This window comes from Ruegeria sp. CDSA034 (assembly GCF_059612275.1).
The window spans coordinates 145455-171453 of sequence record NZ_JBXWQH010000006.1 but is presented as its reverse complement, the minus strand read 5'-3'; the positions used below and the strand labels follow the sequence as shown (position 1 = coordinate 171453).

At 56.3% G+C, this 25999-nt stretch carries 26 protein-coding genes and 1 pseudogene; 12 read left to right on the top strand and 15 right to left on the bottom strand.

The genetic code is table 11. From position 1 onward, the window contains the following. The first annotated feature begins 24 nt into the window (after window positions 1-24). The 3 genes from sdhA (at window position 25) to AC2FLJ_RS12670 (ending at window position 3269) form a co-directional block, all read left to right on the top strand. The gene (gene sdhA / locus AC2FLJ_RS12680; protein ID WP_496698772.1) at window positions 25-1833 is read left to right on the top strand and encodes a succinate dehydrogenase flavoprotein subunit; all 1809 of its coding nucleotides are present in this window, start codon (window positions 25-27) and stop codon (window positions 1831-1833) included. Window positions 1834-1966: 133 nt separating this feature from the next. Beyond that, the gene (locus AC2FLJ_RS12675) at window positions 1967-2578 is read left to right on the top strand and encodes a class I SAM-dependent methyltransferase (protein WP_282169801.1); all 612 of its coding nucleotides are present in this window, start codon (window positions 1967-1969) and stop codon (window positions 2576-2578) included. A gap of 34 nt (window positions 2579-2612) precedes the next feature. Further along, window positions 2613-3269, top strand: coding sequence for a hypothetical protein (locus AC2FLJ_RS12670; RefSeq protein ID WP_496698774.1), 657 nt, complete (start codon window positions 2613-2615; stop codon window positions 3267-3269). A 13-nt stretch (window positions 3270-3282) separates the two neighbouring features. Here the strand turns inward: AC2FLJ_RS12670 and AC2FLJ_RS12665 are convergent, their stop codons facing one another. After that, complete coding sequence (locus tag AC2FLJ_RS12665) at window positions 3283-4284, bottom strand: glycosyltransferase family 4 protein (protein ID WP_496706085.1); 1002 nt, start codon at window positions 4282-4284, stop codon at window positions 3283-3285. 217 nt (window positions 4285-4501) lie between these two features. On the opposite strand from AC2FLJ_RS12665, the gene AC2FLJ_RS12660 reads away from it, so the two are divergent. Together AC2FLJ_RS12660 and AC2FLJ_RS12655 are read left to right on the top strand one after the other, a co-directional pair. Beyond that, complete coding sequence (locus tag AC2FLJ_RS12660; protein WP_496698778.1) at window positions 4502-5281, top strand: succinate dehydrogenase iron-sulfur subunit; 780 nt, start codon at window positions 4502-4504, stop codon at window positions 5279-5281. An 88-nt stretch (window positions 5282-5369) separates the two neighbouring features. Then, complete coding sequence (locus tag AC2FLJ_RS12655; RefSeq protein ID WP_058278778.1) at window positions 5370-5618, top strand: hypothetical protein; 249 nt, start codon at window positions 5370-5372, stop codon at window positions 5616-5618. Window positions 5619-6184: 566 nt separating this feature from the next. Here AC2FLJ_RS12655 and deoD read toward each other — a convergent pair. The 3 genes and pseudogenes from deoD to AC2FLJ_RS12640 all read right to left on the bottom strand — a co-directional run. Then, a complete protein-coding gene (gene deoD, locus AC2FLJ_RS12650; RefSeq protein WP_496698781.1) occupies window positions 6185-6895 on the bottom strand; it encodes a purine-nucleoside phosphorylase in 711 nt (236 codons plus the stop codon). 24 nt (window positions 6896-6919) lie between these two features. Continuing rightward, a complete protein-coding gene (locus AC2FLJ_RS12645) occupies window positions 6920-7234 on the bottom strand; it encodes an H-NS histone family protein (protein ID WP_058278776.1) in 315 nt (104 codons plus the stop codon). A 124-nt stretch (window positions 7235-7358) separates the two neighbouring features. Next, window positions 7359-9329, bottom strand: a pseudogene (locus AC2FLJ_RS12640) (methylmalonyl-CoA mutase family protein); the annotation flags it as partial. A gap of 141 nt (window positions 9330-9470) precedes the next feature. Between AC2FLJ_RS12640 and AC2FLJ_RS12635 the strand changes: the two are divergent. From AC2FLJ_RS12635 to AC2FLJ_RS12605, 7 genes are all read left to right on the top strand, one after another. Continuing rightward, window positions 9471-10859: a 1-acyl-sn-glycerol-3-phosphate acyltransferase gene (locus AC2FLJ_RS12635; protein ID WP_496698784.1), complete on the top strand. Its 1389-nt coding sequence runs from the start codon at window positions 9471-9473 to the stop codon at window positions 10857-10859. A 113-nt stretch (window positions 10860-10972) separates the two neighbouring features. Beyond that, window positions 10973-12259: a crotonyl-CoA carboxylase/reductase gene (gene ccrA / locus AC2FLJ_RS12630; RefSeq protein ID WP_058273680.1), complete on the top strand. Its 1287-nt coding sequence runs from the start codon at window positions 10973-10975 to the stop codon at window positions 12257-12259. 208 nt (window positions 12260-12467) lie between these two features. Beyond that, window positions 12468-12686, top strand: a complete 219-nt coding sequence (locus tag AC2FLJ_RS12625) for a hypothetical protein (protein ID WP_058278773.1) — start codon at window positions 12468-12470, stop codon at window positions 12684-12686. Beyond that, window positions 12625-13344 carry a helix-turn-helix transcriptional regulator gene (locus AC2FLJ_RS12620; RefSeq protein ID WP_282169795.1) on the top strand — a complete coding sequence of 240 codons (720 nt, stop codon included), beginning with the start codon at window positions 12625-12627 and terminating at the stop codon, window positions 13342-13344. Before AC2FLJ_RS12625 ends, AC2FLJ_RS12620 begins: the two co-directional genes overlap by 62 nt. Before the next feature lie 84 nt (window positions 13345-13428). Then, the gene (locus AC2FLJ_RS12615; RefSeq protein WP_496706084.1) at window positions 13429-14067 is read left to right on the top strand and encodes an acyl-homoserine-lactone synthase; all 639 of its coding nucleotides are present in this window, start codon (window positions 13429-13431) and stop codon (window positions 14065-14067) included. A gap of 60 nt (window positions 14068-14127) precedes the next feature. Beyond that, entirely contained in the window at window positions 14128-15660 is a 1533-nt protein-coding gene (locus tag AC2FLJ_RS12610; protein ID WP_496706082.1) for an ATP-dependent DNA helicase, read from the top strand. Beyond that, window positions 15657-16385 carry an SDR family oxidoreductase gene (locus AC2FLJ_RS12605; RefSeq protein WP_496706080.1) on the top strand — a complete coding sequence of 243 codons (729 nt, stop codon included), beginning with the start codon at window positions 15657-15659 and terminating at the stop codon, window positions 16383-16385. The genes AC2FLJ_RS12610 and AC2FLJ_RS12605 overlap by 4 nt, the downstream gene beginning before the upstream one ends. A gap of 7 nt (window positions 16386-16392) precedes the next feature. On the opposite strand, the gene AC2FLJ_RS12600 is transcribed toward AC2FLJ_RS12605, so the two are convergent. From AC2FLJ_RS12600 to AC2FLJ_RS12550, 11 genes are all read right to left on the bottom strand, one after another. After that, window positions 16393-17157 carry a TIGR02186 family protein gene (locus AC2FLJ_RS12600; RefSeq protein ID WP_282120127.1) on the bottom strand — a complete coding sequence of 255 codons (765 nt, stop codon included), beginning with the start codon at window positions 17155-17157 and terminating at the stop codon, window positions 16393-16395. A 2-nt stretch (window positions 17158-17159) separates the two neighbouring features. Then, complete coding sequence (locus AC2FLJ_RS12595) at window positions 17160-18080, bottom strand: sulfite exporter TauE/SafE family protein (RefSeq protein ID WP_058273512.1); 921 nt, start codon at window positions 18078-18080, stop codon at window positions 17160-17162. A 346-nt stretch (window positions 18081-18426) separates the two neighbouring features. Beyond that, complete coding sequence (locus AC2FLJ_RS12590) at window positions 18427-19395, bottom strand: ABC transporter permease (RefSeq protein ID WP_058278769.1); 969 nt, start codon at window positions 19393-19395, stop codon at window positions 18427-18429. Next, window positions 19395-20489 carry an ABC transporter permease gene (locus AC2FLJ_RS12585; RefSeq protein WP_108860780.1) on the bottom strand — a complete coding sequence of 365 codons (1095 nt, stop codon included), beginning with the start codon at window positions 20487-20489 and terminating at the stop codon, window positions 19395-19397. The genes AC2FLJ_RS12590 and AC2FLJ_RS12585 overlap by 1 nt, the downstream gene beginning before the upstream one ends. A gap of 1 nt (window position 20490) precedes the next feature. Beyond that, window positions 20491-22020, bottom strand: a complete 1530-nt coding sequence (locus AC2FLJ_RS12580) for an ABC transporter ATP-binding protein (protein WP_058273509.1) — start codon at window positions 22018-22020, stop codon at window positions 20491-20493. Window positions 22021-22109: 89 nt separating this feature from the next. Continuing rightward, window positions 22110-23108: a BMP family lipoprotein gene (locus AC2FLJ_RS12575; protein ID WP_496698793.1), complete on the bottom strand. Its 999-nt coding sequence runs from the start codon at window positions 23106-23108 to the stop codon at window positions 22110-22112. A gap of 159 nt (window positions 23109-23267) precedes the next feature. After that, window positions 23268-23681: a GNAT family N-acetyltransferase gene (locus AC2FLJ_RS12570; RefSeq protein ID WP_496698795.1), complete on the bottom strand. Its 414-nt coding sequence runs from the start codon at window positions 23679-23681 to the stop codon at window positions 23268-23270. Next, window positions 23681-24265, bottom strand: coding sequence for a tRNA (adenosine(37)-N6)-threonylcarbamoyltransferase complex dimerization subunit type 1 TsaB (gene tsaB, locus AC2FLJ_RS12565; RefSeq protein WP_282169789.1), 585 nt, complete (start codon window positions 24263-24265; stop codon window positions 23681-23683). The genes AC2FLJ_RS12570 and tsaB overlap by 1 nt, the downstream gene beginning before the upstream one ends. Continuing rightward, window positions 24255-24818 carry a NifU family protein gene (locus tag AC2FLJ_RS12560; RefSeq protein WP_058273506.1) on the bottom strand — a complete coding sequence of 188 codons (564 nt, stop codon included), beginning with the start codon at window positions 24816-24818 and terminating at the stop codon, window positions 24255-24257. Before AC2FLJ_RS12560 ends, tsaB begins: the two co-directional genes overlap by 11 nt. Window positions 24819-24887: 69 nt before the next feature. After that, window positions 24888-25481 (bottom strand): 2-hydroxychromene-2-carboxylate isomerase, encoded by a 594-nt coding sequence (locus AC2FLJ_RS12555; RefSeq protein WP_496698798.1) that lies wholly within the window; start codon window positions 25479-25481, stop codon window positions 24888-24890. A 9-nt stretch (window positions 25482-25490) separates the two neighbouring features. Then, window positions 25491-25946, bottom strand: coding sequence for a universal stress protein (locus tag AC2FLJ_RS12550; protein WP_109312876.1), 456 nt, complete (start codon window positions 25944-25946; stop codon window positions 25491-25493). Between the last annotated feature and the right edge of the window lie 53 nt (window positions 25947-25999).

Genomic DNA, 25999 nt, shown 5'->3' with positions numbered 1-25999 from the left:
AACGCGCGGTAAGGAAATAATCAAATGACAGCTGCATACGAATACGAAACACACGAATATGACGTGGTTGTTGTCGGCGCTGGCGGCGCTGGTCTGCGCGCCACGCTGGGCATGGCAGAACAAGGTCTGCGCACGGCATGTGTCACGAAGGTGTTTCCGACACGCTCGCACACGGTTGCCGCGCAGGGCGGAATCGCCGCATCTCTGTCCAACATGGGCCCGGACCACTGGCAGTGGCACATGTACGACACCGTCAAAGGCTCGGACTGGCTGGGTGACACCGACGCGATGGAATACCTTGCGCGTGAAGCCCCCAAGGCTGTGTACGAACTGGAACACTATGGCGTGCCGTTCAGCCGGACTGAGGAAGGCAAGATCTACCAGCGTCCCTTCGGCGGTCACACCACCGAGTTTGGTGAAGGCCCGGCCGTGCAGCGGACCTGTGCGGCTGCTGACCGGACCGGTCACGCAATCCTGCACACGCTGTATGGTCAGTCGCTGAAGAACAACGCTGAATTTTATATCGAATACTTCGCCATCGACCTAATCATGTCCGAAGACGGGCAGTGTCAGGGCGTTGTCTGCTGGAAGCTGGACGACGGAACGATGCATGTCTTCAACGCCAAGATGGTAGTGCTGGCAACCGGCGGTTACGGCCGCGCCTACTTCAGCGCAACATCGGCCCATACCTGCACCGGCGATGGTGGCGGCATGGTGGCCCGCGCGGGTCTGGCCCTGCAGGATATGGAGTTCGTTCAGTTCCACCCGACCGGCATCTACGGCTCTGGCTGCCTGATCACCGAAGGCGCGCGTGGTGAGGGCGGTTACCTAACCAACTCCGAAGGCGAACGGTTCATGGAGCGTTATGCGCCCCAGTACAAGGACCTCGCGCCGCGTGACTACGTCTCGCGGTCGATGACAATGGAGATCCGCGAAGGCCGTGGCCATGGTGATGGTGGCGACCACATTCACCTGAACCTCAGCCACCTGCCGGCCGAGGCGCTGGCCGAACGTCTGCCGGGGATTTCCGAGTCTGCACGTGTCTTTGCGGGCGTAGACGTCACCAAGGAACCGATACCGGTTCTGCCGACCGTGCACTACAACATGGGCGGCATTCCAACCAACTATTGGGGTGAGGTTCTGAACCCGACCGCTGACAACCCGACGGGCGTTGTCCCCGGATTGATGGCTGTGGGTGAAGCAGGCTGTGCCTCGGTTCATGGGGCGAACCGTTTGGGCTCGAACTCACTGATCGACCTCGTAGTGTTTGGCCGCGCTGCTGCAATCAAAGCGGGCAAGGTTGTGGATGCCGAGGCACCGAACCCGGTGCTGAATCGGGCGTCCGTCGATAAGGCGTTCGATCGCTTTGACGCGGTACGCAATGCCAGCGGTGCAATCGCGACCGCCGATCTGCGTCTTGAGATGCAGAAGACCATGCAGGAAGACGCAGCGGTCTTCCGGACAGCAAAAACCATGGCCGAGGGCGTCGACAAGATGACGGCGATCGCCGCCAAGATGGACGACCTGAAAGTCAGCGACCGCTCGCTGGTCTGGAACAGCGATCTGATGGAGACGCTGGAGCTGACCAACCTAATGCCAAGCGCGTTGGCCACGATTGTCGGCGCCGAGGCGCGTAAGGAATCCCGCGGCGCGCACGCGCATGAGGATTTCACCGAGCGTGATGATGAGAACTGGCGCGTTCATACTGTGTCGCGTGTTGATGGCAACCAGGTTGATCTCAGCTATCGCCCGGTCATTGCCGATCCGCTGACAACCGAAGACGAAGGCGGCATCAGCCTGAAGAAAATCGCGCCCAAAGCGCGGACGTTCTGATGTCGTAAAACCTAAAGACGCGACAGAGACCGAGGGGCGACGCGGTGATTACTATCGTTGAGAGAAAAGGACCATACGCACCCAAAGACCGTGGAACCCGTTTCTGCGGCCCCGCTAGTGTCGATGTGCGAGCATGAGTAATTTTTCCTCAAACGAATACTGGACCAATCGTTACGCGCAGGGCAGAAACTCTGGCGCTGGGTCTTATGGCCGGTTGGCGGTTTACAAGGCCAATTTCATCAACACCCTAGTCGAAGTTGAAGACGTACAATCGGTTGTCGAATTGGGCAGTGGCGATGGCAATCAGGCAAGCCTTTTTGATATCCCTCAATTCACAGGTCTGGATATCTCGGAAGAATGCGTGCGCAAGTGTAATGCCCAATTCAGCGAGCGTTCAGGCTGGACGTTTCTTCCGGCAGATGCGGAGGTCGAGCCGCACGACGCTGCATTGTCCCTGGACGTCATTTATCATCTGGTCGAAGACGAAGTTTTTGAGGCCTATATGAATCGGCTGTTTTCTTTGGCAAAACGGTTTGTGGTGATTTATTCGTCCGATTTCGTCTTTGACCCAAACAACGCTCATGTGCGCCATCGTGAGTATTCGAACTGGGTCGCAGACCGGTTCTCAAATTGGAAGATGTATTGCGGTGAGACAAACCCGTTCAATCGGGACGGCCACGGCAATTCCCGCAGATACAGTTTCGCTTCGTTTAAAGTTTTCGAAAGGTTGAGTGATGGCGGTTAGAGCACATATGGCCTCCTACCCTTTACGGGAAAAAATGTTACCCCTTGCCGTGCAGTCGATCATCGATCAGGTGGACGCGCTGTACCTGTGCCTGAACGAATGGGGTGAAGTTCCGACGGAGTTTAGAGACAACCCCAAGATAAACGCCTTTGTACCGGAAGAGGATCAGAAGGATGTCGGTAAGTTCTTCACGACACCCGACCCCGACGACATCGTTTTCTTCGTCGATGATGATCTGATCTATAGCGAAATTTTCGTAAAGCACATGGTTCAGCGGCTCGAGGAAAAGGGGCCGGAGAAAGTGGTTTTTGGAACACACGCGTCGACCTACACTGACAAGGCTCCGACCAGCCATCGGCAACGAGATGTGGTCAAGGGCGGCCAACCATTGCGCCGGATGCAGCGCGTTGATCAACTTGCAACATGTGGCATGGTCGCGATGGGTAAGAACGTCGCTCCGTATGAATTCATGAAAGACAGCCAGAAATTCGTGGATGTCCGCTATGCGCGTTGGCTGTACGAAAATGGAATCGAAAGCTGGGCAATTGACCGGCAGGAATGGGGATTTGTCCGGCGTGTGCCCACCGAAGGTGAGCACGAAACAATCTTCAAGACTTTTACCAGAAGGACGCCCCAAGCAGTTTTGGATGAAATCGCGGTTTTTGCCGCGCGAACGACGGGTATTGTGTAACAGGTGATCGCATCTAGGTCAGTTCAATCAACGCGCGTTTTAGGTCGCCGGATATTCGGTGCGGGCTGCGTTCAACCGCAAAGTCGAGACAGGCCTGACGTTTTTCGGCCAGTTCCTCATCGGACATGCTGAGCACACGCATCATCATGCGGATCAGGCCTCTTGGGTTCCGCGCGGGATAGAGCAGATCATGACAGGCCTCCGGTGTAGTATGCTTGTGCGCATCAATGTCGGGGCCGATAATCGGCAAGCCATAGGTCTGCGCCAGCATTGCCGTTCCCGAGGTAAAAGTGGTCGTCGACGGCAGCATGTATGCATGCGCATTTGAGAACACTTGGGCTATTTCGGAATCAGGAATTCGATCTGGAATAACCGTAGTATTTCGGTTTGATCGCATGCGGCGCATCAGGCGGCGGCCGGACGGATACACCCGCCCGACGACTGATACCTGAAAGTCGTGACCACGATTGGTCATTTTTTTTGCGGCATCTTCCAACCGTTCCAATTCACGGCTGCCCCGCATTGTTCCAAAGCTTAAGAAATGGGTGCGCTCGCGTAGGGGAAGGGGGCGTTTCAACGTTTGCTCTGACGGTTCGTAAACACCAAGATAGCTCGGATGCGGAATGAGGCGCAGTTTATCTGGGTCAGTGCCATATTCATCAATCATATGTTGCCGGGCATGGGGCGTGTGAACGTGAATCAGGTCGACAATTTCCGCTAATTCCCGGCGGTTATTGCGGAAGTAATCTGTCTTGACTCCTTCGGAATGCGCGAACTGATTGTGAATGGTCCAGATCACGCGCCCGCCATTGGCCTGGTATTGTCTCATGCCGTCACAGGTAGACCGAAAATCAGAAGCCTGCGCTTCCGTTTCCGGCTTGGGGAACAACCGGTCGTCCCAATGAATATGAATGATGCTTTGATCGGGTTGAAAATCAGCCTTTGCAAACGCGGACAAAGGAGCGCTTCTGGAAGCAATCAAGCAGAACTCTGGCTTACAGGCCGAATACAGCATGTTCTGGTAGGGGTTCTTATTGCCGTAAGGTATGTTGACGACATTAATCGACATGCGCTGTCCTGAACTCAACTCGTTTCTTCAGCGGCACGATCCTTGTGCGCCGCGGGAATTTTGTGGTGAACTTGCCCAATTTTCTTGGGTGTTTTCAAGGTTAAAAGGTTGGCTTTCCGGCCCGCCGAGTATATCTATACGCAGGATTTTAGCGAGGTCGGAAATGGTACAACTCACCCTGCCAAAGAACTCTCGGATTACTACAGGTAAAACTTGGCCAAAGCCTGAAGGCGCGGCCAATGTTCGTAAATTCCAGATCTATCGCTGGAACCCGGATGACGGTCAAAATCCACGTGTAGACACCTATTTTGTCGATATGGACAACTGCGGCCCGATGGTTCTGGACGCGCTGATCAAGATCAAGAATGAAATCGACCCGACGCTGACCTTCCGCCGGTCCTGCCGCGAAGGTATCTGCGGTTCCTGCGCGATGAATATCGACGGGATCAACACGCTGGCCTGTATTTACGGCATGGATGAAATCAAGGGTGACGTTAAGATTTATCCGCTGCCGCATATGCCGGTCGTCAAGGACCTGATCCCTGACCTAACGCATTTCTACGCGCAGCATGCAAGCATCATGCCGTGGCTGGAAACCAAGACCAACCGTCCTGCGAAAGAGTGGAAGCAATCCATCGAAGACCGCAAAAAACTTGATGGGTTGTATGAATGCGTGATGTGCGCCAGCTGCTCGACCTCGTGCCCCAGCTATTGGTGGAACGGGGATCGCTACCTTGGGCCCGCTGCGCTTTTGCATGCGTATCGCTGGATCATCGACAGCCGTGACGAAGCCACTGGTGAACGTTTGGATGAGTTGGAAGACCCGTTCAAACTGTATCGCTGCCACACGATCATGAATTGCGCCAAGACCTGTCCGAAGGGTCTGAACCCGGCCAAGGCGATTGCCGAAATCAAAAAGATGATGGTTGACCGCGCAGTTTGAACACAGCCGAAAGAAATTATGACACCCGGGATGGTAACTTTCCGGGTTTTTTCGTGTTCTGCGAGTATTGAAAATTCGGAGAACATCAATGACTCAAACACTTACTAAGGTTTTGTCTGTCGCCGCGATCACGGCTCTTTCGGCCTGTGGTGGATCGAGCAGCAATCGGGCGGATATTGTATTCAAGCAAGTGGAATGCGCCGGGCAGGCGGGGATTAGTGGTTCGTTTACGACGCAATACGAACTGCAGGGTGGCAAGCAGGCTGAAGTATTTGTTCCAGGTGATGGCGTAAGCGAGGCTCAGGCCGCCAAAGCGAATGCCTGCATGGCGGCGTAACCGGCATCAAGCCCAGGGTTGGCAGATGCAAATGCCAGCCTTAGTTGCGTTCAGGGCATACCGAAACTGCAAAAAAATGCGGTGAATCTGTCGGCGCGTCTGTCTATTTTTCAATCAGGGAGGAGTGCTGAATTAGAACAGGATCTCTCCGATGGAAGAAAAACAGAACACAAAATCAGAGGCTCTAAAAACGTTGGAACAAGCGTGGTCCTATTACACTACGGAACCTGTGAATCCCGTAAATGACCGCATCCCAGATTTGTTCGAATACGCTAACGCCGCCTGAACCGACAACTGTGGGCTTGCCACCAGTGGGAAAAATGGGCCATGCATTGGCATGCCCATTTTGCTTCTTATTCTGGCAGGCGGAGTATTTGCCTATTTCCTGTGGCGATCGCGCACCTCATCCTTGAGCCGGGACTGCCGCTGGCGGCAGCACCGCAAAGAAGGCGTTTGGGTGTGTGCATTTTGTGGCGCTCAGCAGCAGGGAGGCGACGCTCCAACTCAATGCCTGAAGGGGCAATAGCGGCATAAGCAGGGCGGTTTCCCACCCTGCATGTTTGCATTTACGCCGCCGGAAATGCCGCCTGTAGTGCGATTTCAACCATATCGCCAAAACTGCTTTCGCGATCAGCTGAGGGCAAAGCTTCGCCGGTCAGCAAGTGGTCGGAAACGGTTAGAACAGCCAATGCCCGGCATTTGTGGCGCGCGGCCAGAATGTACAGCTCAGCAGCTTCCATCTCGACCCCGAGAATACCGTGCCGCACCATCTGTTCGTTCAGATCTGGGCGTTCGTCATAGAAAACGTCCGACGAGTAGATGCCACCAACATGGGTTGGCGTGCCTTTGGCCGCTGCCGCCTGAGCCGCCGCCTGAAGCAGCCCCCAATCAGCGCAGGGTGCAAAGTTCAGCTCTTTCATGATGCCGCGTGACGGTGAGCTAAGCGTGGTCGAGGTCATCGCAAGGATCACATCACGGACATTCACGCTGTCCTGCATTCCCCCGCAGGAGCCGATGCGGATCAGCGTTTTGGCCCCGTAGTCCCGGATCAATTCGTTGACGTAAATCGACAAGGACGGCATGCCCATACCGCTGCCCTGAATGGTGACAGGGTTGCCTTTCCAGCTTCCGGTAAAGCCCAGCATACCGCGAACGTCATTGACTTGCTTCACATCGTCCAAAAACGTTGCGGCCGCCCATTTTGCGCGATAAGGATCGCCAGGAAGAAGAACCGTTTCTGCGATGTCGCCTTTTTGGGCTCCAATATGAATGGTCATTTTGGGATCAGTTCCAATTAGATATTAGATTTCCAGATCCGAGATATCCGCCCCGGATTTCAATGCGTCATGAAGCCATTGCGGTTTTCGGCCGCGACCCGACCATGTTTGTTTTGGATCTGCAGGATTTCTGTATTTTGCTTTTGCAATTTTTCCGGAAGTCGGGTTGTCTTTTGCCAATTCTGACAATGAAAATCCAAATTCTGCAGCGGCTTTTTCAGCGGCTTTTAACGCCTCTTTCCGTTCGCGCTTTTCCGCGTCGATTAGTGCTTTTTCGACCTTTTCGCGCAATTCGAGTAGTTCTTTACGCGACATTTTTTCCAGATTTGTCCCCGACATTCACCCTCTCCCAGGAGTTAGTCATTACCGCTGTCCCCGATGGCACACCGTAATTCCAAAGAAATAAATTATCTATCCCCTTTTGTTCAGGGGATAGAAGAGGAATTGGCGAAATTGGCAGATATTACTCAGCAGCGAGGGTTTGCGGATCTACCAGGGTGACGATATCGCCCATGATTGCATTCAGCTCAAAATTCTTGGGCGTATAGATCTTTGCGACGCCCATCGCAGTGAGCTTTGCGGCATCGTCATCGGGGATGATGCCACCAACAATCACCGGAATATGATCCAGCCCGGCCTCGCGCAGTCGGTTCATGACGTCCTGCACAAGCGGAATGTGGCTGCCGGAAAGAATTGACAGACCGATGACATGTGCGTCGTCATCCACTGCGGCAGTTACGATTTCCTCTGGCGTCAGGCGGATACCTTCGTAACTGATTTCCATACCGCAATCACGTGCGCGGAATGCGATCTGTTCCGCACCGTTCGAATGACCGTCCAGGCCGGGTTTTCCGACCAGGAATTTCAGGCGACGGCCAAGCTTGTCGCTGACCGCATCCACTGCGGCCCGCAGATCTTCCAAGCCCTCTGTTTTGTTCGAGACCGAGCCCGAAACGCCCGTGGGCCCACGATAGGTACCGTAGACTTTGCGCATTTCTTCGGCCCACTCACCGGTGGTTACACCAGCCTTGGCAGCTGCGATTGAGGGCTCCATGACGTTGGTGCCGTTTTGCGCCGCTTCGCGTAGCGCGGCCAGAGCCGCCGCGACAGCTGTGTCATCGCGATCTTGCCGCCATTCATTCAGGCGCGCGATTTGTTCTTGTTCGACTGCGGGATCAACGACCATGATGCCGCCATCTTTGGTCTGCAGGGGCGAGGGTTCGCCTTCGATCCACTTGTTCACACCGACAACGACAGTTTCGTTCCGTTCAATGCGGTTCAGGCGTTCAGCGTTTGAATCAACAAGCCGTGACTTCATGTATTCGATCGACGCAACCGCACCGCCCATCGAATCCAGATTGGCCAGTTCGGCGCGTGCGCCCTGTTTCAATTCTTCAACCTTCGCGTCCACGGCGGGGTTGCCATCGAACAGGTCACCATATTCCAGAAGGTCGGTCTCATAGGCCAGAATCTGTTGCATCCGCATGGACCACTGCTGATCCCACGGGCGGGGCAGGCCCAGTGCCTCGTTCCATGCAGGCAGCTGAACTGCGCGGGCGCGGGCTTTTTTCGAAAGAGTCACGGCCAGCATCTCGATCAGGATGCGGTAGACGTTGTTTTCAGGCTGCTGCTCGGTCAAACCGAGCGAGTTGACCTGAACGCCATACCGGAATCGGCGGAATTTCGGGTTCTCTACGCCGTAGCGGTCGCGCAGGATTTCGTCCCAAAGATCGACGAAAGCGCGCATTTTGCACATTTCAGTGACAAAGCGGATACCTGCGTTAACAAAGAACGAAATCCGTCCGCAAAGTGCCGGGAAATCCTCGGCGGGAACACGAGGGCGCAGTTCGTCCAGAACGGCGATGGCGGTGGCCAGCGCATAAGACAGCTCTTGCTCCGGTGTCGCGCCGGCTTCTTGCAGGTGATAGGAACACACGTTCATCGGGTTCCATTTCGGCACGTTGGTATAACAGTACTCGGCCACGTCTGCGATCATCTTAAGCGAGGGTTTGGGCGGGCAGACATAGGTGCCGCGGCTCAGGTATTCCTTGATCAGGTCGTTTTGTACCGTGCCCTGCAGTTTGGAGATATCTGCGCCTTGTTCCTCGGCCACAGCGATGTAAAGCGCAAGCAGCCAAGGCGCTGTCGCGTTGATCGTCATCGAAGTGTTCATCTGTTCCAACGGAATCTGGTCGAACAGAACTCGCATATCGCCCAGGTGGCCGACAGGTACGCCAACCTTGCCCACTTCGCCGCGCGCGAGCGTATGATCGCTGTCATATCCGGTCTGCGTGGGCAGATCGAAGGCCACCGACAGGCCCGTCTGGCCTTTTGCCAAGTTCCCGCGATACAACGCATTCGACGCTTTGGCGGTGGAATGACCGGCATAGGTTCGGATGAGCCAGGGGCGATCTTTCTGCGTCTGCGTCATAGCTGGACCTCGCGTCTCGGTTGGGCAAGAAAATTACGTTCTTGGCCTCTAAAGCGCAATTTTCGGGACATGTCAATTCGCTGCGTCGCGGCATACTAGGTTCTTCAGATTGTAGGACGCAGCGTTTGGTGGCAGGGTGCACGCATGACTCAGACCGTGGAACTTCCGCTTTGGCTTTTTTTGCTGATCCTGGTGTTTGCCGTGGTCACTTTGGCATCACATTTTCTGTTCCCGTCGGTGCGGTGGTTTTTCAGGCGTCGCCTTGAACGAGCGGTGAAACGATTGAACACGCGCCTGAAGCGGCCGATCCAGCCGTTCAAGTTGGCACACCGTCACGATATGATTCAGCGCCTGATCTATGACCCGCAGGTTGGTCAGGCCGTTCAGGATCACGCACGCGAAACGGGTGTCCCCGATGCTGTGGCGTTCGAGCAAGCGCAGCGATACGCGCGTGAGATCGTTCCCTCGTTTTCAGCCGTTGCCTATTTCAGCATTGCGATCCGTCTGGCTCGTTTGCTGAGCAATGCGTTTTATCATGTGCAGCTTAGCTATCAGGACGAAGACGCTGTCGAAAACATCGACCCCGACGCCACGGTGGTTTTCGTCATGAATCATCGCAGCAATATGGACTATGTGCTCGTTACCTACCTCGCAGCGCAACATTCGGCCCTTTCTTATGCGGTGGGTGAATGGGCCCGTGTCTGGCCCCTTAGCCGTCTGATCCGTGCGATGGGGGCTTATTTTATCCGGCGAAAGTCCGGCAATGATCTCTATCGTCAGGTGCTGTCCTGTTATGTGCGCCACGCGACCGCGGCAGGAGTGACGCAGGCCATGTTCCCCGAAGGTGGGTTAAGTCTGACTGGTGCCCTGGGTCGTCCAAAGCTGGGTTTGCTCAAATACATTATTGACGGGACCTCGGAAGAGGGCCGCGATGTTGTATTCGTCCCCGTGGCGCTGAACTATGATCGTGTGCTCGAAGATACTGTTCTGACGCGTGCCGCATTAGGCAATGAACGACGGTTTCGCGCGCGGATCGGTGTAATCACCAGATGGATCCTCAAACAACTCTGGCGGCGCGTGATCGGGCGCTACAAACGATTTGGCCTAGCCTCGGTCCGATATGGTCAGCCCGTTTCCTTGCGGGCGTTTCGGGCAGATCATCAGCGCGATCTGATGACCGATTTGGCGCGTGACCTGATGACGCGACTCCGCGCTGCCATCCCGCTGGTCCCGGTACCCGCCGCGTGTTGGCTAATGCAAAAGCATAAAGAGATGTCGGAGGCCGATGCCGTTCAGGTGATTGTCGAGCTCATGCGTCGCAATGGAATGACGGATCAAGAGAACCAGACATCGGTTGAGGCCGCGATTGATCAGTTGGTCGAACGGCGAATTCTCAGGCGCAGTGACGGAAAAATATGCCTGTCCGGTCAAAGGGTTGATCTTCTGGAGTATTATGCAGCCTCGGTTCCGATGGGACCAGACGAGGGAAATGCTGCAGATGCGAAAGAAATTTCTGCATCCGCTGGGTCATAAAGTTACAAAATGGCACCGATTTCGGTTGCATTATTTCCTAAAGGCCAATATTCCATCGGTTAATGCACGCGATTCTGCATCGCGGCAAAGGTTTAGAACTGAAGGAGGCCAACATGGCTCTGGACACCGACAGCGGCATCGCGTCGTACGAGGCACCGGAAAAAGACCTCTATGAGATGGGTGAAATCCCTCCGATGGGTTTTGTGCCCAAGAAAATGTATGCATGGGCGATCCGCAAGGAGCGCCACGGCGACCCGGACACCGCGATGATTCAGGAAGTCGTAGACGTCCCCGTGCTGGACAGTCACGAAGTGCTGGTTCTGGTCATGGCTGCAGGCGTCAACTACAACGGCGTCTGGGCCTCGCTGGGCAAGCCGATCTCGCCTTTTGACGGCCATAAGGCACCTTATCACATTGCTGGTTCGGATGCGTCTGGCATCGTTTGGGCAGTTGGTTCAAAAGTCACCCGCTGGAAAGTCGGTGATGAAGTTGTCATCCACTGCAATCAGGATGACGGCGACGACGAGCATTGTAATGGTGGCGACCCGATGTATTCGGATAGCCAGCGGATTTGGGGCTATGAAACTCCGGACGGTTCGTTCGCGCAGTTCACAAATGTTCAGGCTCAACAGTTGATGCCGCGTCCCAAGCACCTGACTTGGGAAGAAAGCGCCTGCTATACGCTGACACTGGCAACCGCCTACCGGATGCTGTTCGGTCACGAGCCGCATGACTTGAAGCCGGGTCAGAACGTTCTGGTTTGGGGTGCGTCGGGTGGCCTGGGGTCTTATGCGATCCAGCTGATCAATACCGCAGGTGCAAACGCCATCGGTGTGATCTCGGACGAAAGCAAGCGCGACTTTGTGATGGGTCTGGGTGCCAAGGGCGTTCTAAACCGCAAGGACTTCAACTGCTGGGGTCAGCTGCCGACGGTCAACACACCCGAATATGCCGAGTGGTTCAAAGAGGCCCGCAAGTTCGGCAAAGCCATTTGGGACATCACCGGTAAAGGCAACAACGTCGACATGGTGTTCGAGCACCCCGGCGAAAGCACCTTCCCGGTTTCGACCTTCGTCGTTAAAAAAGGCGGTATGGTTGTAATCTGTGCCGGTACAACCGGCTATAACCTGACCTTTGACGTGCGCTACATGTGGATGCACCAGAAGCGTCTGCAGGGTTCGCACTTTGCTCACCTGAAACAGGCGGCCGCAGCAAACCAGCTGATGGTCGAGCGTCGATTGGATCCCTGCATGTCCGAAGTGTTCACCTGGAATGATCTGCCCGAGGCGCACATGAAGATGCTGCGGAACGAGCATAAGCCGGGCAACATGTCGGTGCTGGTTCAGGCTCCACAGACCGGGATGCGCACCTTGGAAGAGGTTCTGGCCGCACGCGACTAAGTTCGTCTCAGACAAAATCCAAAACACCCGCGAATCGGTTTTCCGGCTCGCGGGTGTTTCTCTTTTGGGCGGTGGTATCAGCCTTTTCAAAGGCTTAATCGAAAATGCCCCGCTGTTTTTGGGGAGTAGAAATCAGTGAATAGGCTAAAAAAACTTCCTCATGCTATGGTTGTGTTAACCCTTCGTTAACCGTTTCGGAGAGACGCTGATGGCGCAAAATGAGTGGATACTGGACGTACTGTCGGACCTCAGCGCCTTTGCTGTTGAAAACGGTTTGACCGCGCTTGCCGAGCAGTTGGATGACACCAAGCTGATCGCCGCAGCCGAAATCTCGTCCAGAAAGAATGAGGTTCGAGCACCAGCGGATGGCAACAAAACTCGATATGAGCCAGGTTCTGGAGGACTTGGAAAACACCAGCTCGCTTGACGAACTAAGCGAAGTCGCCATTCGCCTGCGGGACAGGCTGCAGATTGAAAACCTGATTTACCATTGGGTCGACGGGGCCGGTGATCAATACGGCTATACCACCTATCCCGACGTCTGGGCCGAACGGTACCGCGAGCGTAACTATCATAGAATCGATCCGGTCATACTGGGCAGTTTCCAACGGTTTCATCCGGTGGACTGGAAGACGCTGGATTGGTCGGGCAAGGTTGCCAAGACATTTTTGAAGGATGCATTAGAGCACGGCGTTGGCAATCAAGGTTATTCCATTCCGATCCGTGGGCCGAATGGTCAATTCGCCTTGTTTACTGTCAACCACACCTGTGATGATGAAACCTGGCAGAGATTCATCGAAACGCATGGGCGTGAGTTGATCCTGATCGCGCATTACTTCAACCGGAAGGCGCTGGAGTTTGAAAGTGACCGTCAGCCCGAATCTTCACGCGGATTGTCGCCGCGTGAAGTGGACGCCATGACCTTGCTCGCCCTGGGTTATAGCAGGGCACAGGTCGCTCATTCCTTGTCGATCTCGGAACACACGCTGAGGGTCTATATCGAAAGCGCACGCGCCAAGTTGGGTGCGCAAAACACAACTCATGCTATCGCAACGGCCTTGAGCCGAGGGTTAATAGTGGTTTAAGGCGCGCGCGCACTAAAAACCGGAAATTAACCACGACTTTGTACCCCCTTCGTTCTTGCACAGGACGACAAGGGGAAAAGAGCCATGTTGCGTTATGTCTATGCTGACGAATTGCACAAATATCCAAAACTGGCCGAGGGGATGTTTCGGGACCGCGCCGATCAATTCAAAACCCGGTTGGGCTGGGATGTTCATGTCAACGAAAAGGGGGAAGAGCGGGATCAGTACGATGATCTGAACCCGATCTATGTTATTTGGGAAGAACCGGATGGCAGCCATGGTGGGTCCATGCGTGTTTTGCCGACGACCGGTTCGGTCATGGTGAACGAGGTGTTCGGACACCTGACGGGCGGCAAACCAATCAACAGCCCCTTGATCTGGGAAGTGACGCGCTTTTGCCTGTCGCGCACGGCAAGCCCGCACACGGCCGGGGCCATCATGCTTAGCGGTGGCGAGATGATGGAGGGGTTTGGTCTAACCCACATTGCGGGTGTTTTTGATGCGCGTATGATTCGCATCTATCGCCTGATCGGATCATCCCCGATCGTGCTGGGCACGGAAGGTAAGGGACGTGAACAAATCTCGGTCGGGATGTGGCCGTATTCGGCGGACGACTGCAACCGCGTGGCCAAGCGCGCAGGCATCCCGCGTGAATTGTCGCGGCTGTGGTTCAGGACGGCTTTCGGCGTTGGCAGGCAACACCCGTTTGCATTGTCAGCGTGACAGGATGAAAACCGAATTCCACATCTGGTGATAGCTGGCGCGGGCTTGTAGGGTCGCGCCATGTCTTTGCCCTCTGTGACTTACTCTGACGACCAGGCCGCCGCGTATGACAGCATCTCTGAGATGCTGAAGTCGGCAGGTGTTGACCTTGACGATGACGCGCTGCTGAAGCTTCCGGGATCGGGTAAGTCCGGTGTGATGGCCGTGATTGGCAAGGCGGGGTCCGGAAAAACCCTGCTGCTGGCTGAGCTTTACAAAGCCATTGCGGACACCGGCGTTCAGATCGTGTCCGGCGATTTCGAGAGCCGCAAAGCCCGTGAAAAACGCAGTCTGGCGATCTTGGCCCCGACGAACAAAGCGGCCAGCGTATTGCGTCTGCGCGGGGTGCCAGCCACCACGATCCACCGCATCCTTTATACACCCGTCTACGACCCTGAATATGAGCGCATTGCCGAATGGTTGGCTGGCAATGACGAACGTCCCGAAATCGAGGGCCTGACCGACGAGGCGCTGGATCGCGCCGCGGCGTTTTACCAGAACAACAAGTCCATCCCGGGCGCTCTGGCCGCGGCAGGGTTACGGGGCTCCGATTTTATCACCGGCTGGAAGCGCCGGGACGAGCCGTTGGACATTGGGTTTGTGGACGAAGCCTCGATGCTGGATGACCGGCAGTTCGAAGACCTGCAGGAAATCTTCCCAACACTTCTGCTGTTTGGTGACCCGGCACAATTGGCGCCGGTCAATCAGTCGGGCAGCATGGTGTTCGAGGCATTGCCGGAACCGCGCAAACAAATCCTTCACCGAGTTCATCGGCAGGATGCGGATAACCCGATATTGGACCTTGCCCATGCGCTGTCGGACCCTCAGATGGGGTTCGAAGATTTTGAACGCATGGTCGAGCAGACCGCCCGTCAGGACGACCGTGTGGTTTGGGGGCAGCGGGTCGAGGTCGATCTGATGGCCCGCAGTCCCGTTCTGGTCTGGCGCAATGCAACCCGCATTCGGTTGATTCAGGCTTTTCGAAATGTTCACGGCGCGCCGGATACCGAATTGTTGGAAGGCGAACCGCTTATCTGCGACGGTATCGAACTGCCCCTTAAACATCGCAAGAAACGGCTGGATCTTGAGGCGCGTGGTCTGATCAAGGGCGCTCAGGTCATCTATCTGGGCCCTGGCCGCAAACCGGGCTTTTCCAGGTTGCACGTGATGGGTGCCGAAGACCCTCAGGTCAGCGCCGCATCCATCGTCAAGATTGAAAAACCGGACGAGGAAGAGCCGTTCATTCCCTTTGCCGCGCGCATGGGCGCCACCTTTTTGCACGGTGCAGCAGTCACCATTCACAAGGCGCAAGGGTCGCAGTGGGACACTGTTCAGGTTTTCGCTCCGGATATCTATGCCGCTGCCCGTATGGGCCGCACTGAGGCTGGACAGCCGTTGTGGAAACGTCTGGCCTATGTGGCCATCACACGCGCGCAGGAAAGGCTGATCTGGGTCGTGCGCAACCGGCTTGCCAAGCCGACCTATCCGCTGCGTGTGGACGACCTGCGCGCTGTCCCGGCGGCCTCGCTGACATTGGAGGCAGAAGAGACATGACTTCCATTATTGTGACCGGCGCAAGTTCTGGCATAGGGCGCGCCACTGCTGAATTGTTTCTGGCCCAAGGATGGACGGTTGGTCTATTGGCGCGCAGTGCTGACAGGCTGAACCAAATGGCTGCAGAGCACGCAAACGCAATTCCATTGGTCGCGGATGTCACCGATGCACAAGCGGTCGAGGCCGCCTTTGGAGAGTTTCAGGGCAAAGCGGGCCATTTGGATGTTCTGTTTAACAACGCCGGAATTTTCGCGCCGGGGGGAACGATTGACGAGATTGCGTTGGACGATTGGTACCAAAGCGTCGCCGTCAACCTGAACGGCATGTTCCTGTGCGCTCGCGAGGCGTTTCGGATCATGCGTCACCAATCGCCGCAAGGCGGGCGCATCATCAATAACGGCTCAATTGCCGCCCATGTGCCGCGCCCCAACTCGGTGCATTACTCGGCGACAAAACACGCCATAACGGGCCTGACCCGCAGTCTGTCTTTGGACGGGAGGGGCTTCAATATCGCTTGCGGGCAGATCGATATCGGCAATGCGCGAACACAGATGGTGCAGGGTCTGGTCGATGCGGCCATTGCAGACGGGCAGCAGCCCGACCCAACAATGGCCGTCGAAGATGCAGCACAGTCCGTCCTGCACATGGCGAACCTGCCGCTTGAAGCAAACGTTCAGTTCATGACGGTGATGGCCACGACGATGCCCTACATCGGACGTGGGTAACGCTCAGTTACTCGCGCAATAGGCGGAACGCGGTTGACGCACCCCAACCCGCCGCAATCGCGATCACCAATGACATCAAGCCGTACCAGACCGGTTGCTGGCGGGACATGTTGTACAAGAACCGCTCCAAACCCACTTTGCGCACGTCGATGGTGGTCTCAAATTGCGAAACGACCGAACCGCCACGGGTTAAGAAGATGCGTGCCACATAATCGCCTTCGGTCAGATCCGCGGGCATTTCGATCGAGGTACGGAACAGGGTTTGTTCATCAACGGCCACGGTGTCTTCGCGAATGGAATACAGACTTTCGTGCTCGCGAATACGAATAACAGCGTCCGCGAATTCCTGCGCGCCGCGGATGTTCATCGCAGCACCAACAGACCGGATGGCACGTTCGATTGAAACGCTGTACCGCAGGTCTTCGGTATCCGACAGGATCTCATTCAAGGGCGCGCTGGTCGCAACCGCATAAAAACTGGGGGCTTCGTCTACGAGGACACTGTCAGTATTAACCCAGATTCCAAGCTTGCGCTCTTTACGCCGAACGGTGACAGGACTGGATGGACCGGACACTGCGACAATCACTTCCAGCGGTGGTCCTGACGGAATGGGAGCTTCGCGTTTGACCGCGCCAAAGACCAGGATCTCAGAGCCGTCGAAATTGGCGGTGATGGCCACGCGATCCTGGCTGAGGCCCAGAACGACCTCCTCATCAACAGCCAGGGCGGGGCTGGCACAAAGAGCCAGCGCAACAAGCAAGCGTTTCAGCATGATCAGTGCCCTCCGCCGGTGCCAAGCGAATAGAGCTCGGATGGTTCAAGCAGCAGATCCAGCGCCAGTTTTCCGCAAACCACAAGAACAAGGGCTGCGAGCAACACGCGCAACTGCTCGGCAGGCATGCGGGCGCCGATCACCGTGCCGATCTGTGCGCCGATGACGCCGCCAACCAGAAGCAATACGGCGAGAACGACATCAACTGTAAAGTTGGTGGTGGCATGCAGCATGGTCGTAAAGGCGGTGACAAAGATGATCTGGAACAGGGATGTTCCGACAACAACCTTGGTGGGCATTCCCAACAGATAGATCATCGCAGGCACCATGATGAACCCGCCGCCAACGCCCATAATGGCCGACAGAACGCCAACGAACAGGCCAACCAGCGCGGGCGGAATGACCGAGATATATAGGCCCGAAGTCCGGAACCGCATTTTGAACGGCATCGCATGCACCCAGCCGCGTTGGCGACGCTTGGGGGGTGCGGACACGCCTTTCTTGGATTTACGGAGCGCATTCAGGCTTTCGATGAACATCAATCCGCCCACGACGCCAAGGAACACGACGTAGCACAACGTCACAAGCAGATCGACCTGCCCGAGGCTTTTGAGGTAGTTGAAAATCACCACCCCAAGCGCGGCACCCGTTAAGCCGCCCATCAATAGGACGGTCCCCATTCTCAGGTCGACGGTTTTTCGTCGGAAATGCGCCAGAACCCCAGAGAAGGAAGAGGCAACAATCTGATTGGCTTCAGTTGCAACCGCAACGGCCGGCGGAATGCCGATAAAGAACAGCAGGGGCGTCATCAGGAAGCCGCCGCCGACACCGAACATGCCCGAAAGAATGCCGACCATCCCCCCAAGCCCCAATAGAAGGAAGGCGTTTACAGAAACTTCGGCGATAGGAAGGTAAATTTGCATATCGAGCTACTGGATGAGGGTGGGCAGGTCACAGAGGGTGACCGCGGTCGCCTCAAGGCAAAGTGGTATAGGTTTAATGCAGCGCGCGGCGGCAATGCCCCGTGACCACATGGCGAATGTCGGTTCGCTGGGCGTCATGCCAGCTGCCTGATAAGGCTGGTGATCTGATTTTCCCCAGTGTTGAGGTTTGCAAGCGTTCCCAAATTCACGATCCGGACCGCTTCCGAGTCGCGGGGTATGTTTGGAGACACTTGCATACCCCTTTAGAACGGTTGCGGCATGCAAAATCAACTCTGCATGCCGCTCTGCAGCGAACAGGACTGAACTGAGTCCGAAACTGGACTTATCAGCGCTCTTTCACGTAAGGCTCACCACCGGCGCGGGGCGGGACAGCCTTGCCGACAAAGCCAGCCAGAATGACCACGGTGAGGACGTAGGGCAGGGCATCCATTGCCTGCACAGGGATAACCACGCCGCCCAGATCGATGTTCTGGAAACGCAGTGCGATGGCTTGCAGCAATCCGAACAAAAGGCATGCTCCCATGGCATGCCAAGGCCGCCATTTTGCAAAGATCAGGGCTGCCAGTGCGATGAACCCACGGCCCGCGGTCATGTCCTTGACGAACCCGGCCTGCAACGCAGTAGCCAGATACGCCCCGGCGATGCCACACAGCACGCCACAGATGGCAACAGCGGCGTAGCGTAAGCCAACGACCGAGACACCGGCAGTGTCCACGGCAGCGGGGTTTTCACCCACAGCGCGGAGGCGCAGGCCGAACCGTGTGCGATACAGAATCCACCATGTTGCCGGAACCATCAGGAACGCGACATAGACCAGGATTGAATGACCCGAGAGCAGCTCGGAGTAGATCGGCCCGATGATCGGCACCCCGCTCAGCGACTCGGCAAAGGGAAAATTGATAGGTGTGAAACGGCCGCCGCCAAACAACGATGGCGTGCGCCCGCCCTGTTCGAACCAGCTTTGCGCGACAAGGACCGTCATACCTGCCGCAAGAAAGTTGATTGCGACCCCGGATATCAACTGGTTGCCCCGGAAGGTGATCGAGGCCAAACCGTGAAGTCCGGAAAGAACAAGAGAAGAGGCGATCCCCGCCAGCAGGCCCAACCAGACCGACCCGGTCACAGCCGCGACGGCTGCCGAGAAGAAGGCGGCCATCAGCATCTTGCCTTCCAGACCGATGTCGAAAATGCCTGCACGTTCGGAATAGAGCCCAGCCAGACAAGCCAGCAATAGCGGTGTGGCCAGACGGATGGTCGAATCCAGGACCTGGATGAAGGTAATGAAGAACTCCATCACTGCGCTCCCTTCCGCAGGCTCAGGAACAGCTTTTCAAGCGGCATCCGGACCATGTTGTCCAATGCTCCGGTGAACAGGATCACCAGGGCCTGAATGACAACGATCAGTTCGCGCGGGATCGACGTCCAGAAAGCCAATTCTGCACCGCCCTGATAGAGAAACCCGAACAGGATCGCCGCTAGGAATACACCAAACGGGTGCGACCGGCCCATCAGGGCCACAGCGATGCCGATGAAACCTGCGCCTTCAGTTGCGTTCAAAACCAGGCGTTCGGCCTCGCCCATCACGTTGTTGATGGCCATCAGCCCCGCCAACGCGCCCGAAATCAGCATCGCAATGATCGTGATCCGCACCGGCGAAATGCCTGCATAGACAGCGCCGGTTTCGGTCTTGCCGTAGGACCGGATTTCATAGCCCAACCTTGTCCGCCAGATCAGTGCCCAGACGACAAAACAGGCCAATACCGCGATGAAGAAGGTGATATTAACAGGGGTCCCTTTGAACACCACGTTTTCGGCGGTTGAGAACATCGACTGAAAAGTGGGTAGGTGAACGGCCTCGGGGAAACGCGCAGACGAGGGGTCTTGCGCGCCCGGTGGTCGCATAAGATTGACCAACACGTAGTTCAAGAATGCCGCCGCAATAAAGTTGAACATGATCGTAGTGATCACGATGTGGCTGCCGCGCTTGGCCTGTAGATAGGCCGGAATGGCGGCCCATGCGGCGCCAAACAGCATCGAACCTGCGCAGGCCGCCAACAGCGCGATGCTCCAATGCGGCCATGGGATGTAAAGGCATACCATGGCAACGCCAAGCCCGCCTAGCATGGCCTGGCCTTCGCCCCCGATGTTGAACAGTCTGGCGTGGAAGGCGACAGCCACAGCCAACCCGGTGAACATAAAGTTGGTGGCATAATACAGCGTATACCCCCAACCGTAGGTCGACCCGAGCGCACCGGTCACCATCAGTTTCACCGCTTCGATCGGGTTTTCACCGATGGCCAGAATGACCAAGGCGGACAAGATTGCGGCCAATATCAGACTGATCAGCGGGATCAGCACCACATCGGCCCATTTGGGCATCTTTTCCATGTTACGCGGCCTCTCCCGCAACACCGGCCATCAACAGGCCAAGTTCTTTTTCATCTGTTTCATGGGGCAGTCTTTCGCCCATGACATGTCCGTCAAACATCACAGCGATGCGATCCGATAGCGAGAAGATTTCTTCCAACTCGACCGAGACGAGCAGGATTGCTTTACCTTGATCACGCAGCGCGACGATCTGCTTGTGAATGAACTCGATCGCGCCGATGTCGACGCCGCGGGTTGGTTGCCCCACCAATAGAAGATCCGGGTTCCGTTCAATTTCGCGCGCGACAACAATCTTTTGTTGGTTCCCGCCCGAGAAGCTCTTGGCTGTAAGCCACGCATCAGGTGGCCGGACGTCGAATTTCTCGATCTTGCGCTCGGTATCGGCGCGCAGGGCGGCGTTGTTCATGAAAATCCCGCTCTGATAGGCAGGATCACGGTGATAGCCAAAGGCCACGTTTTCCCAAGCGTGGAAGTCCATCACAAGACCTTCGCGCTGACGGTCTTCCGGAACATGCGCAATATGCTGGGCGCGACGGGCCTGACCGTCCGATCCCGGACCGCTAAGCGCCAGCGGGGCACCGTTCAGTTTGATCGAACCCTGACCCGGACGCATGCCGCCCAGAACTTCCAGAAGCTCCGATTGGCCATTTCCGGCCACGCCAGCGATACCGACGATTTCACCGGCCCGAACGGTCAGGTCGATACCCTTGACCCGTTCGACCCCGGCCGAATCGAAAACGCTGAGCTTTTCAATTTCCAAAACGGGCTTGCCGGGTTGCGCAGGTACTTTGTCGACCTGCAGCAGCACCTTGCGGCCCACCATCAGCTCGGCCAGTTCCTCGGGGCTGGTGTCGGCTGTTTTCACCGTCGCCGTCATCTGACCGCGCCGCATGACCGAAACCGTATCGGTGTTTTCCATGATTTCGCGCAGCTTGTGCGTGATCACGATGATCGTCTTCCCTTCGGCCCGCAGGCGGTCAAGGATGCGGAAAAGCTGGTCAGCCTCGGACGGGGTCAGAACCCCGGTGGGTTCGTCCAGAATCAGAATTTCGGCCTTGCGATACAGGGCTTTCAGGATCTCGACCCTTTGCTGCATTCCGACGCCAATCTCGTCGATGCGCTTGTCGGGATCGACGAACAGCTCGTATTCCTCTTCCAGCGCTTTCAGTTCTTTGCGCGCTTTGGACAGGGACGGGGCCAGCAGCCCGCCGTCCTCGGCACCGAGAACGATGTTTTCCAGAACGGTGAAATTCTCAACCAGTTTGAAATGCTGGAACACCATCCCGATCCCGGCAGCAATGGCCGCCTGGCTGTCAGGGATGTCGGTCTTGTTGCCGTTAATCCAGATTTCACCTTTGTCGGCTTTGTAAAAGCCGTAGAGGATGCTCATCAGCGTGGATTTGCCCGCACCGTTTTCACCGATGATCCCATGGATCGTACCGGGGGCGACGCTGATGGAAATGTCTTTATTGGCCTGAACCGGCCCAAAGGCTTTGGATATCCCTTTGAGCTCAATGGCGGGGACGGTCATGTCTTGTCCTCAATTGCCGAAAGGGCCGCGGTGTCATACGCGGCAGAGTCGAGGGCAAGGCGGAGGTTGTACCCCCGCCTTGCGCGATATCAGAACTGCAGTGCCGGGCAGCTGTCGTTCTCATAATAGCTGACAACAGAAACGTTACCGTCGATGATGTCCTGACGCGCTTTGTCGACTGCGCCTTTCATCTCGTCCGAGACCAGAGGTGCGTTGTTGTCATCCATGGCGACGCCAACACCTTCTTCGGCCAGACCCATCTGGAATACGCCGGTTTCCAGGTCTTCGCCCGCAGACATCGCGTCATAAACAGCAACATCAACGCGTTTCAGCATCGAGGTCAGAACCTTACCCGGGTGCAGGTGGTTCTGGTTGCTGTCCACGCCGATCGACAGGATGCCTTCGTCTGCCGCGGTCTGCAATACGCCAACACCGGTGCCGCCAGCGGCCGCATAGATCACATCAGCGCCCTGGCTGATTTGTGCTTTGGTCAGTTCCGAACCCTTCACCGGGTCGTTCCATGCTGCCGGGGTGGTACCGGTCATGTTGGCAACAACAGTGATGTCAGGGTTTACAGCCTTGGCACCCTGCGCATAACCGCAGCCAAAGTGGCGGATCAGCGGGATATCCATGCCACCGATAAAGCCGACGGTGCCGGATTCCGATGCCATCGCGGCCATCATGCCAACCAGATATGACCCTTCATGTTCGGCAAAACCGATTTGGCGGATGTTGGGGATGTCCAGCCAGTTGACGTCAACCGCAACGAATTTGGTGTCTGGGTAATCGGCGGCCACGGCGGACAGCGGATCAGCCATGCCAAAACCCATCGTGATGATCGGGTTCGAGCCGGATTCAGCGAAACGGCGCAGAGCTTGCTCGCGCTGTGCTTCGGACTGGATCTCGATCTCGTTATACGAGCCGCCTGTTTCTTCGGCCCAACGCGATGCGCCATTGTGGGCGGCTTCGTTGAAGGATTTGTCAAACTTGCCACCAAGATCAAAGATCAGGGCAGGATCTGCCAGCGCAGCGCCAGCCGTAAGTGCGACTGCGGCGGTGGCACCCATCAAGGATTTCATCAGGGTCATTTTATACTCCCGTTTGTTATTATCGGTCGGGGCGAAGATAGCCCCGTTCACCCACTGTGAGCGAGCATAACTGTTGTGATGGCGGGAATTAAGGACGTTTGCAACCACCGTGGTCAACAGATTTTTGACCATTTGGTCGAAAAATTTTATCTGTGACGGTCAATCCAGCGCGGATTCCATCACGATAGCGTCGATTTTCTGATTGTTTTCGCGCAGGTAGTACCCCTTGCGCACTCCACAGGCGCGATAACCGCTGTGTTCATACAGCGCGATGGCCGGCAAGTTATCTGCAGCGACGTCCAGAACAGCGCGCGTTGCCCCCAAAGCCTTTGCTTTCGTGTGCCATTCATGCATGCAATTTCGGGCTAAGCCCTGTCGCTGAACGTCCGGATGCGTGGCGATCGTCAGCAATTCCGCCTCATCGCCGATCACCTGGAACAGCGCGAAAGATTGATTATTTCCAACGGTATGGATGAATCGACTGTTCAGAAGATCCGAGAATTCGACCGCAGCCCACGACCGTGACCGGGTAAATGCCGCCGCGTGTGTTCTGGCAAGATCCTCGGGAGTCATCAGTCCAGCAAAACCGGGGGGGTGTCTTTGGAAGGGGCCGCATCCGCAGGCCGAACATAGAGTGGAGCTGGCTGCGCGGTGTTGGTCTGCCACTTTTGCCCGGCGATCCGGGCAATTGCACGGATTTGCGCATCCGGGTCGTCATTCAGGATCAGGGGGCCAAGTGATTCTGCCTCAATTTGAGGCATAAGCATCGGACTTTGGTCCGGCAACGCCACGTAAACCTGATCACGTGGGGCGCGGATCGCGGGCAGGGCGTCCATAGACATTTCGGCCAATGCGTCGAACCCTGACACGCCTACCGCTGGAACGCCAAGCCCTAAGGCTAGGCCCCGCGCCGCAGAAACCGAGATTCGGATGCCGGTAAAGTTTCCGGGTCCAACGCCGACACCGATCGCGGACAGGTCTTTCCACCCATATCCGGCATCTGCCAGAACTTCTTCCAGCAACGGCATCAGACGTTCGGCTTGACCGCGTGACATGGCTTCGATGCGCGAAGTCACGATCCGGTTGCCGCACAACAAAGCGGCCGCGCAATGCGCGGCCGATGTATCAAACGCCAAAATAATGGGGTCAGACGGCAACAGGGCGAACCTCAGTCACTTCGGGGATGTAGTGGCGCAGCAGGTTTTCGATACCCATCTTCAACGTCAGGGTCGAAGACGGGCAACCCGCGCAAGCACCCTGCATGTGCAGGTAGACAACGCCCCGGTCAAACCCGTGGAACGTGATGTCGCCACCATCCTGCGCAACCGCCGGACGGACACGGCTATCAAGTAAGTCTTTGATTTGATTAACAACTTCGGCATCTTCGCCGGTGTGCTCTGCATGGCCCGATGCGGCTGTTTCACCAGCTCCGATGACCGGTTGGCCGGATTGATAATGCTCCATCACCGCACCCAGAATCGCGGGTTTGATGTGATCCCATTGGACGTCATCAGACTTGGTGACGGTCACGAAGTCATTGCCGAGGAATACACCCGTTACTCCGCTAACCGCAAAAATCCGTTTTGCCAAAGGTGATTTTTCACCGGCTTCAGCCGATGGGAAATCCGCAGTGCCCGCTTCTAGCACGGTCTGGCCGGGCAGAAACTTCAAGGTTGCAGGGTTCGGCGTGGATTCGGTCTGGATGAACATGTCACGGCTCCGTTTCAGTTGCCTCTGATATGCGGGTCCGAGCCGGATAAGTCAAGATTTGGAACGATTCTAAATGTTGGCCGCCAACCGGATTGCATCATCCAACCGATCGTCACCCCAGTATAGTTCGTCACCGACCAGAAAACTCGGCGCGCCAAACAGCCCCTTGGCCTGAGCGGTTTTGGTCTGCTCGATCAGATCTGACTTGATCTCGGGGTCTTGGGTTCTGTCCAAAAGGTCGTCAGGCAAACCGGTGGATTTCAGGCAATCAACCAGAACCGCATCGTCCGACACGTTCTGACCCCGTGCAAATTCCGCTGTATAGACCGCCCGAACGAAACGCGCCCTGTGGGACTGATCTTCAATAGACAGCGTGAGGCGCGCAGCCTTCAGGCCGTTTTGCGGAAACGGGTCCGGCTGCCGGAAGGGCAGGCCGCGCTGCGACGTCAAACGCTCCATATCGCGCCACATATAGCGCCCTTTGGCCGGGTAGATGTTGAACGGGGAATTGTTCCAGCCCTGCGTCGCGAAAATGGGCCCCAGAAGAAAGGGATGCCATTCTACGACGACGTCGTGCTGTGCCGCAGCCTGCTCGATTCGCATGGCGCTGAGGTAGGAATAGGTCGATGCGAATTCGAACCAGAACTGGATGCGGCGTTGCATAGGGTAGCCTCAGGTGATGGCTTCCAGCTTTTCCTTGCTAAGGTCGCCGGGCACAATTGTGATCGGAATCGGCAAGCTGCCCGAGTTTTTAGTCAGCTGCGTTACCAAAGGGCCAGGCCCTTTCTTTTCGATGCCAGCCCCCAGGACCAGAACGCCGATGTTCGGGTCTGACTGGACATGTTCGATGATCTGAGGGACAGGGTCGCCTTCGCGAATGGACAGCTCGGGATCGATCCCTTGTTTGTCGCGCATCCATTTGGCGAAAACTTCGTAATGCGCATGAATGCGTTCGCGTGCCTCTTCGCGCATGGTTTCGGCAACACCGATCCAGTGATTGAACTCATCGGGTGGGATGACGGACAGGATCGTTACCCCTCCACCGGTATGGGCTGCACGCATTGCAGCGAAACGCATCGCGTTAAGGCATTCACGGCTGTCATCCAGAATGACTAGAAATTTACGCATGGGTGTCCTCGTGTATTTAGGGGGATCATGCCCGACCAAATGCGGGCTGGCAA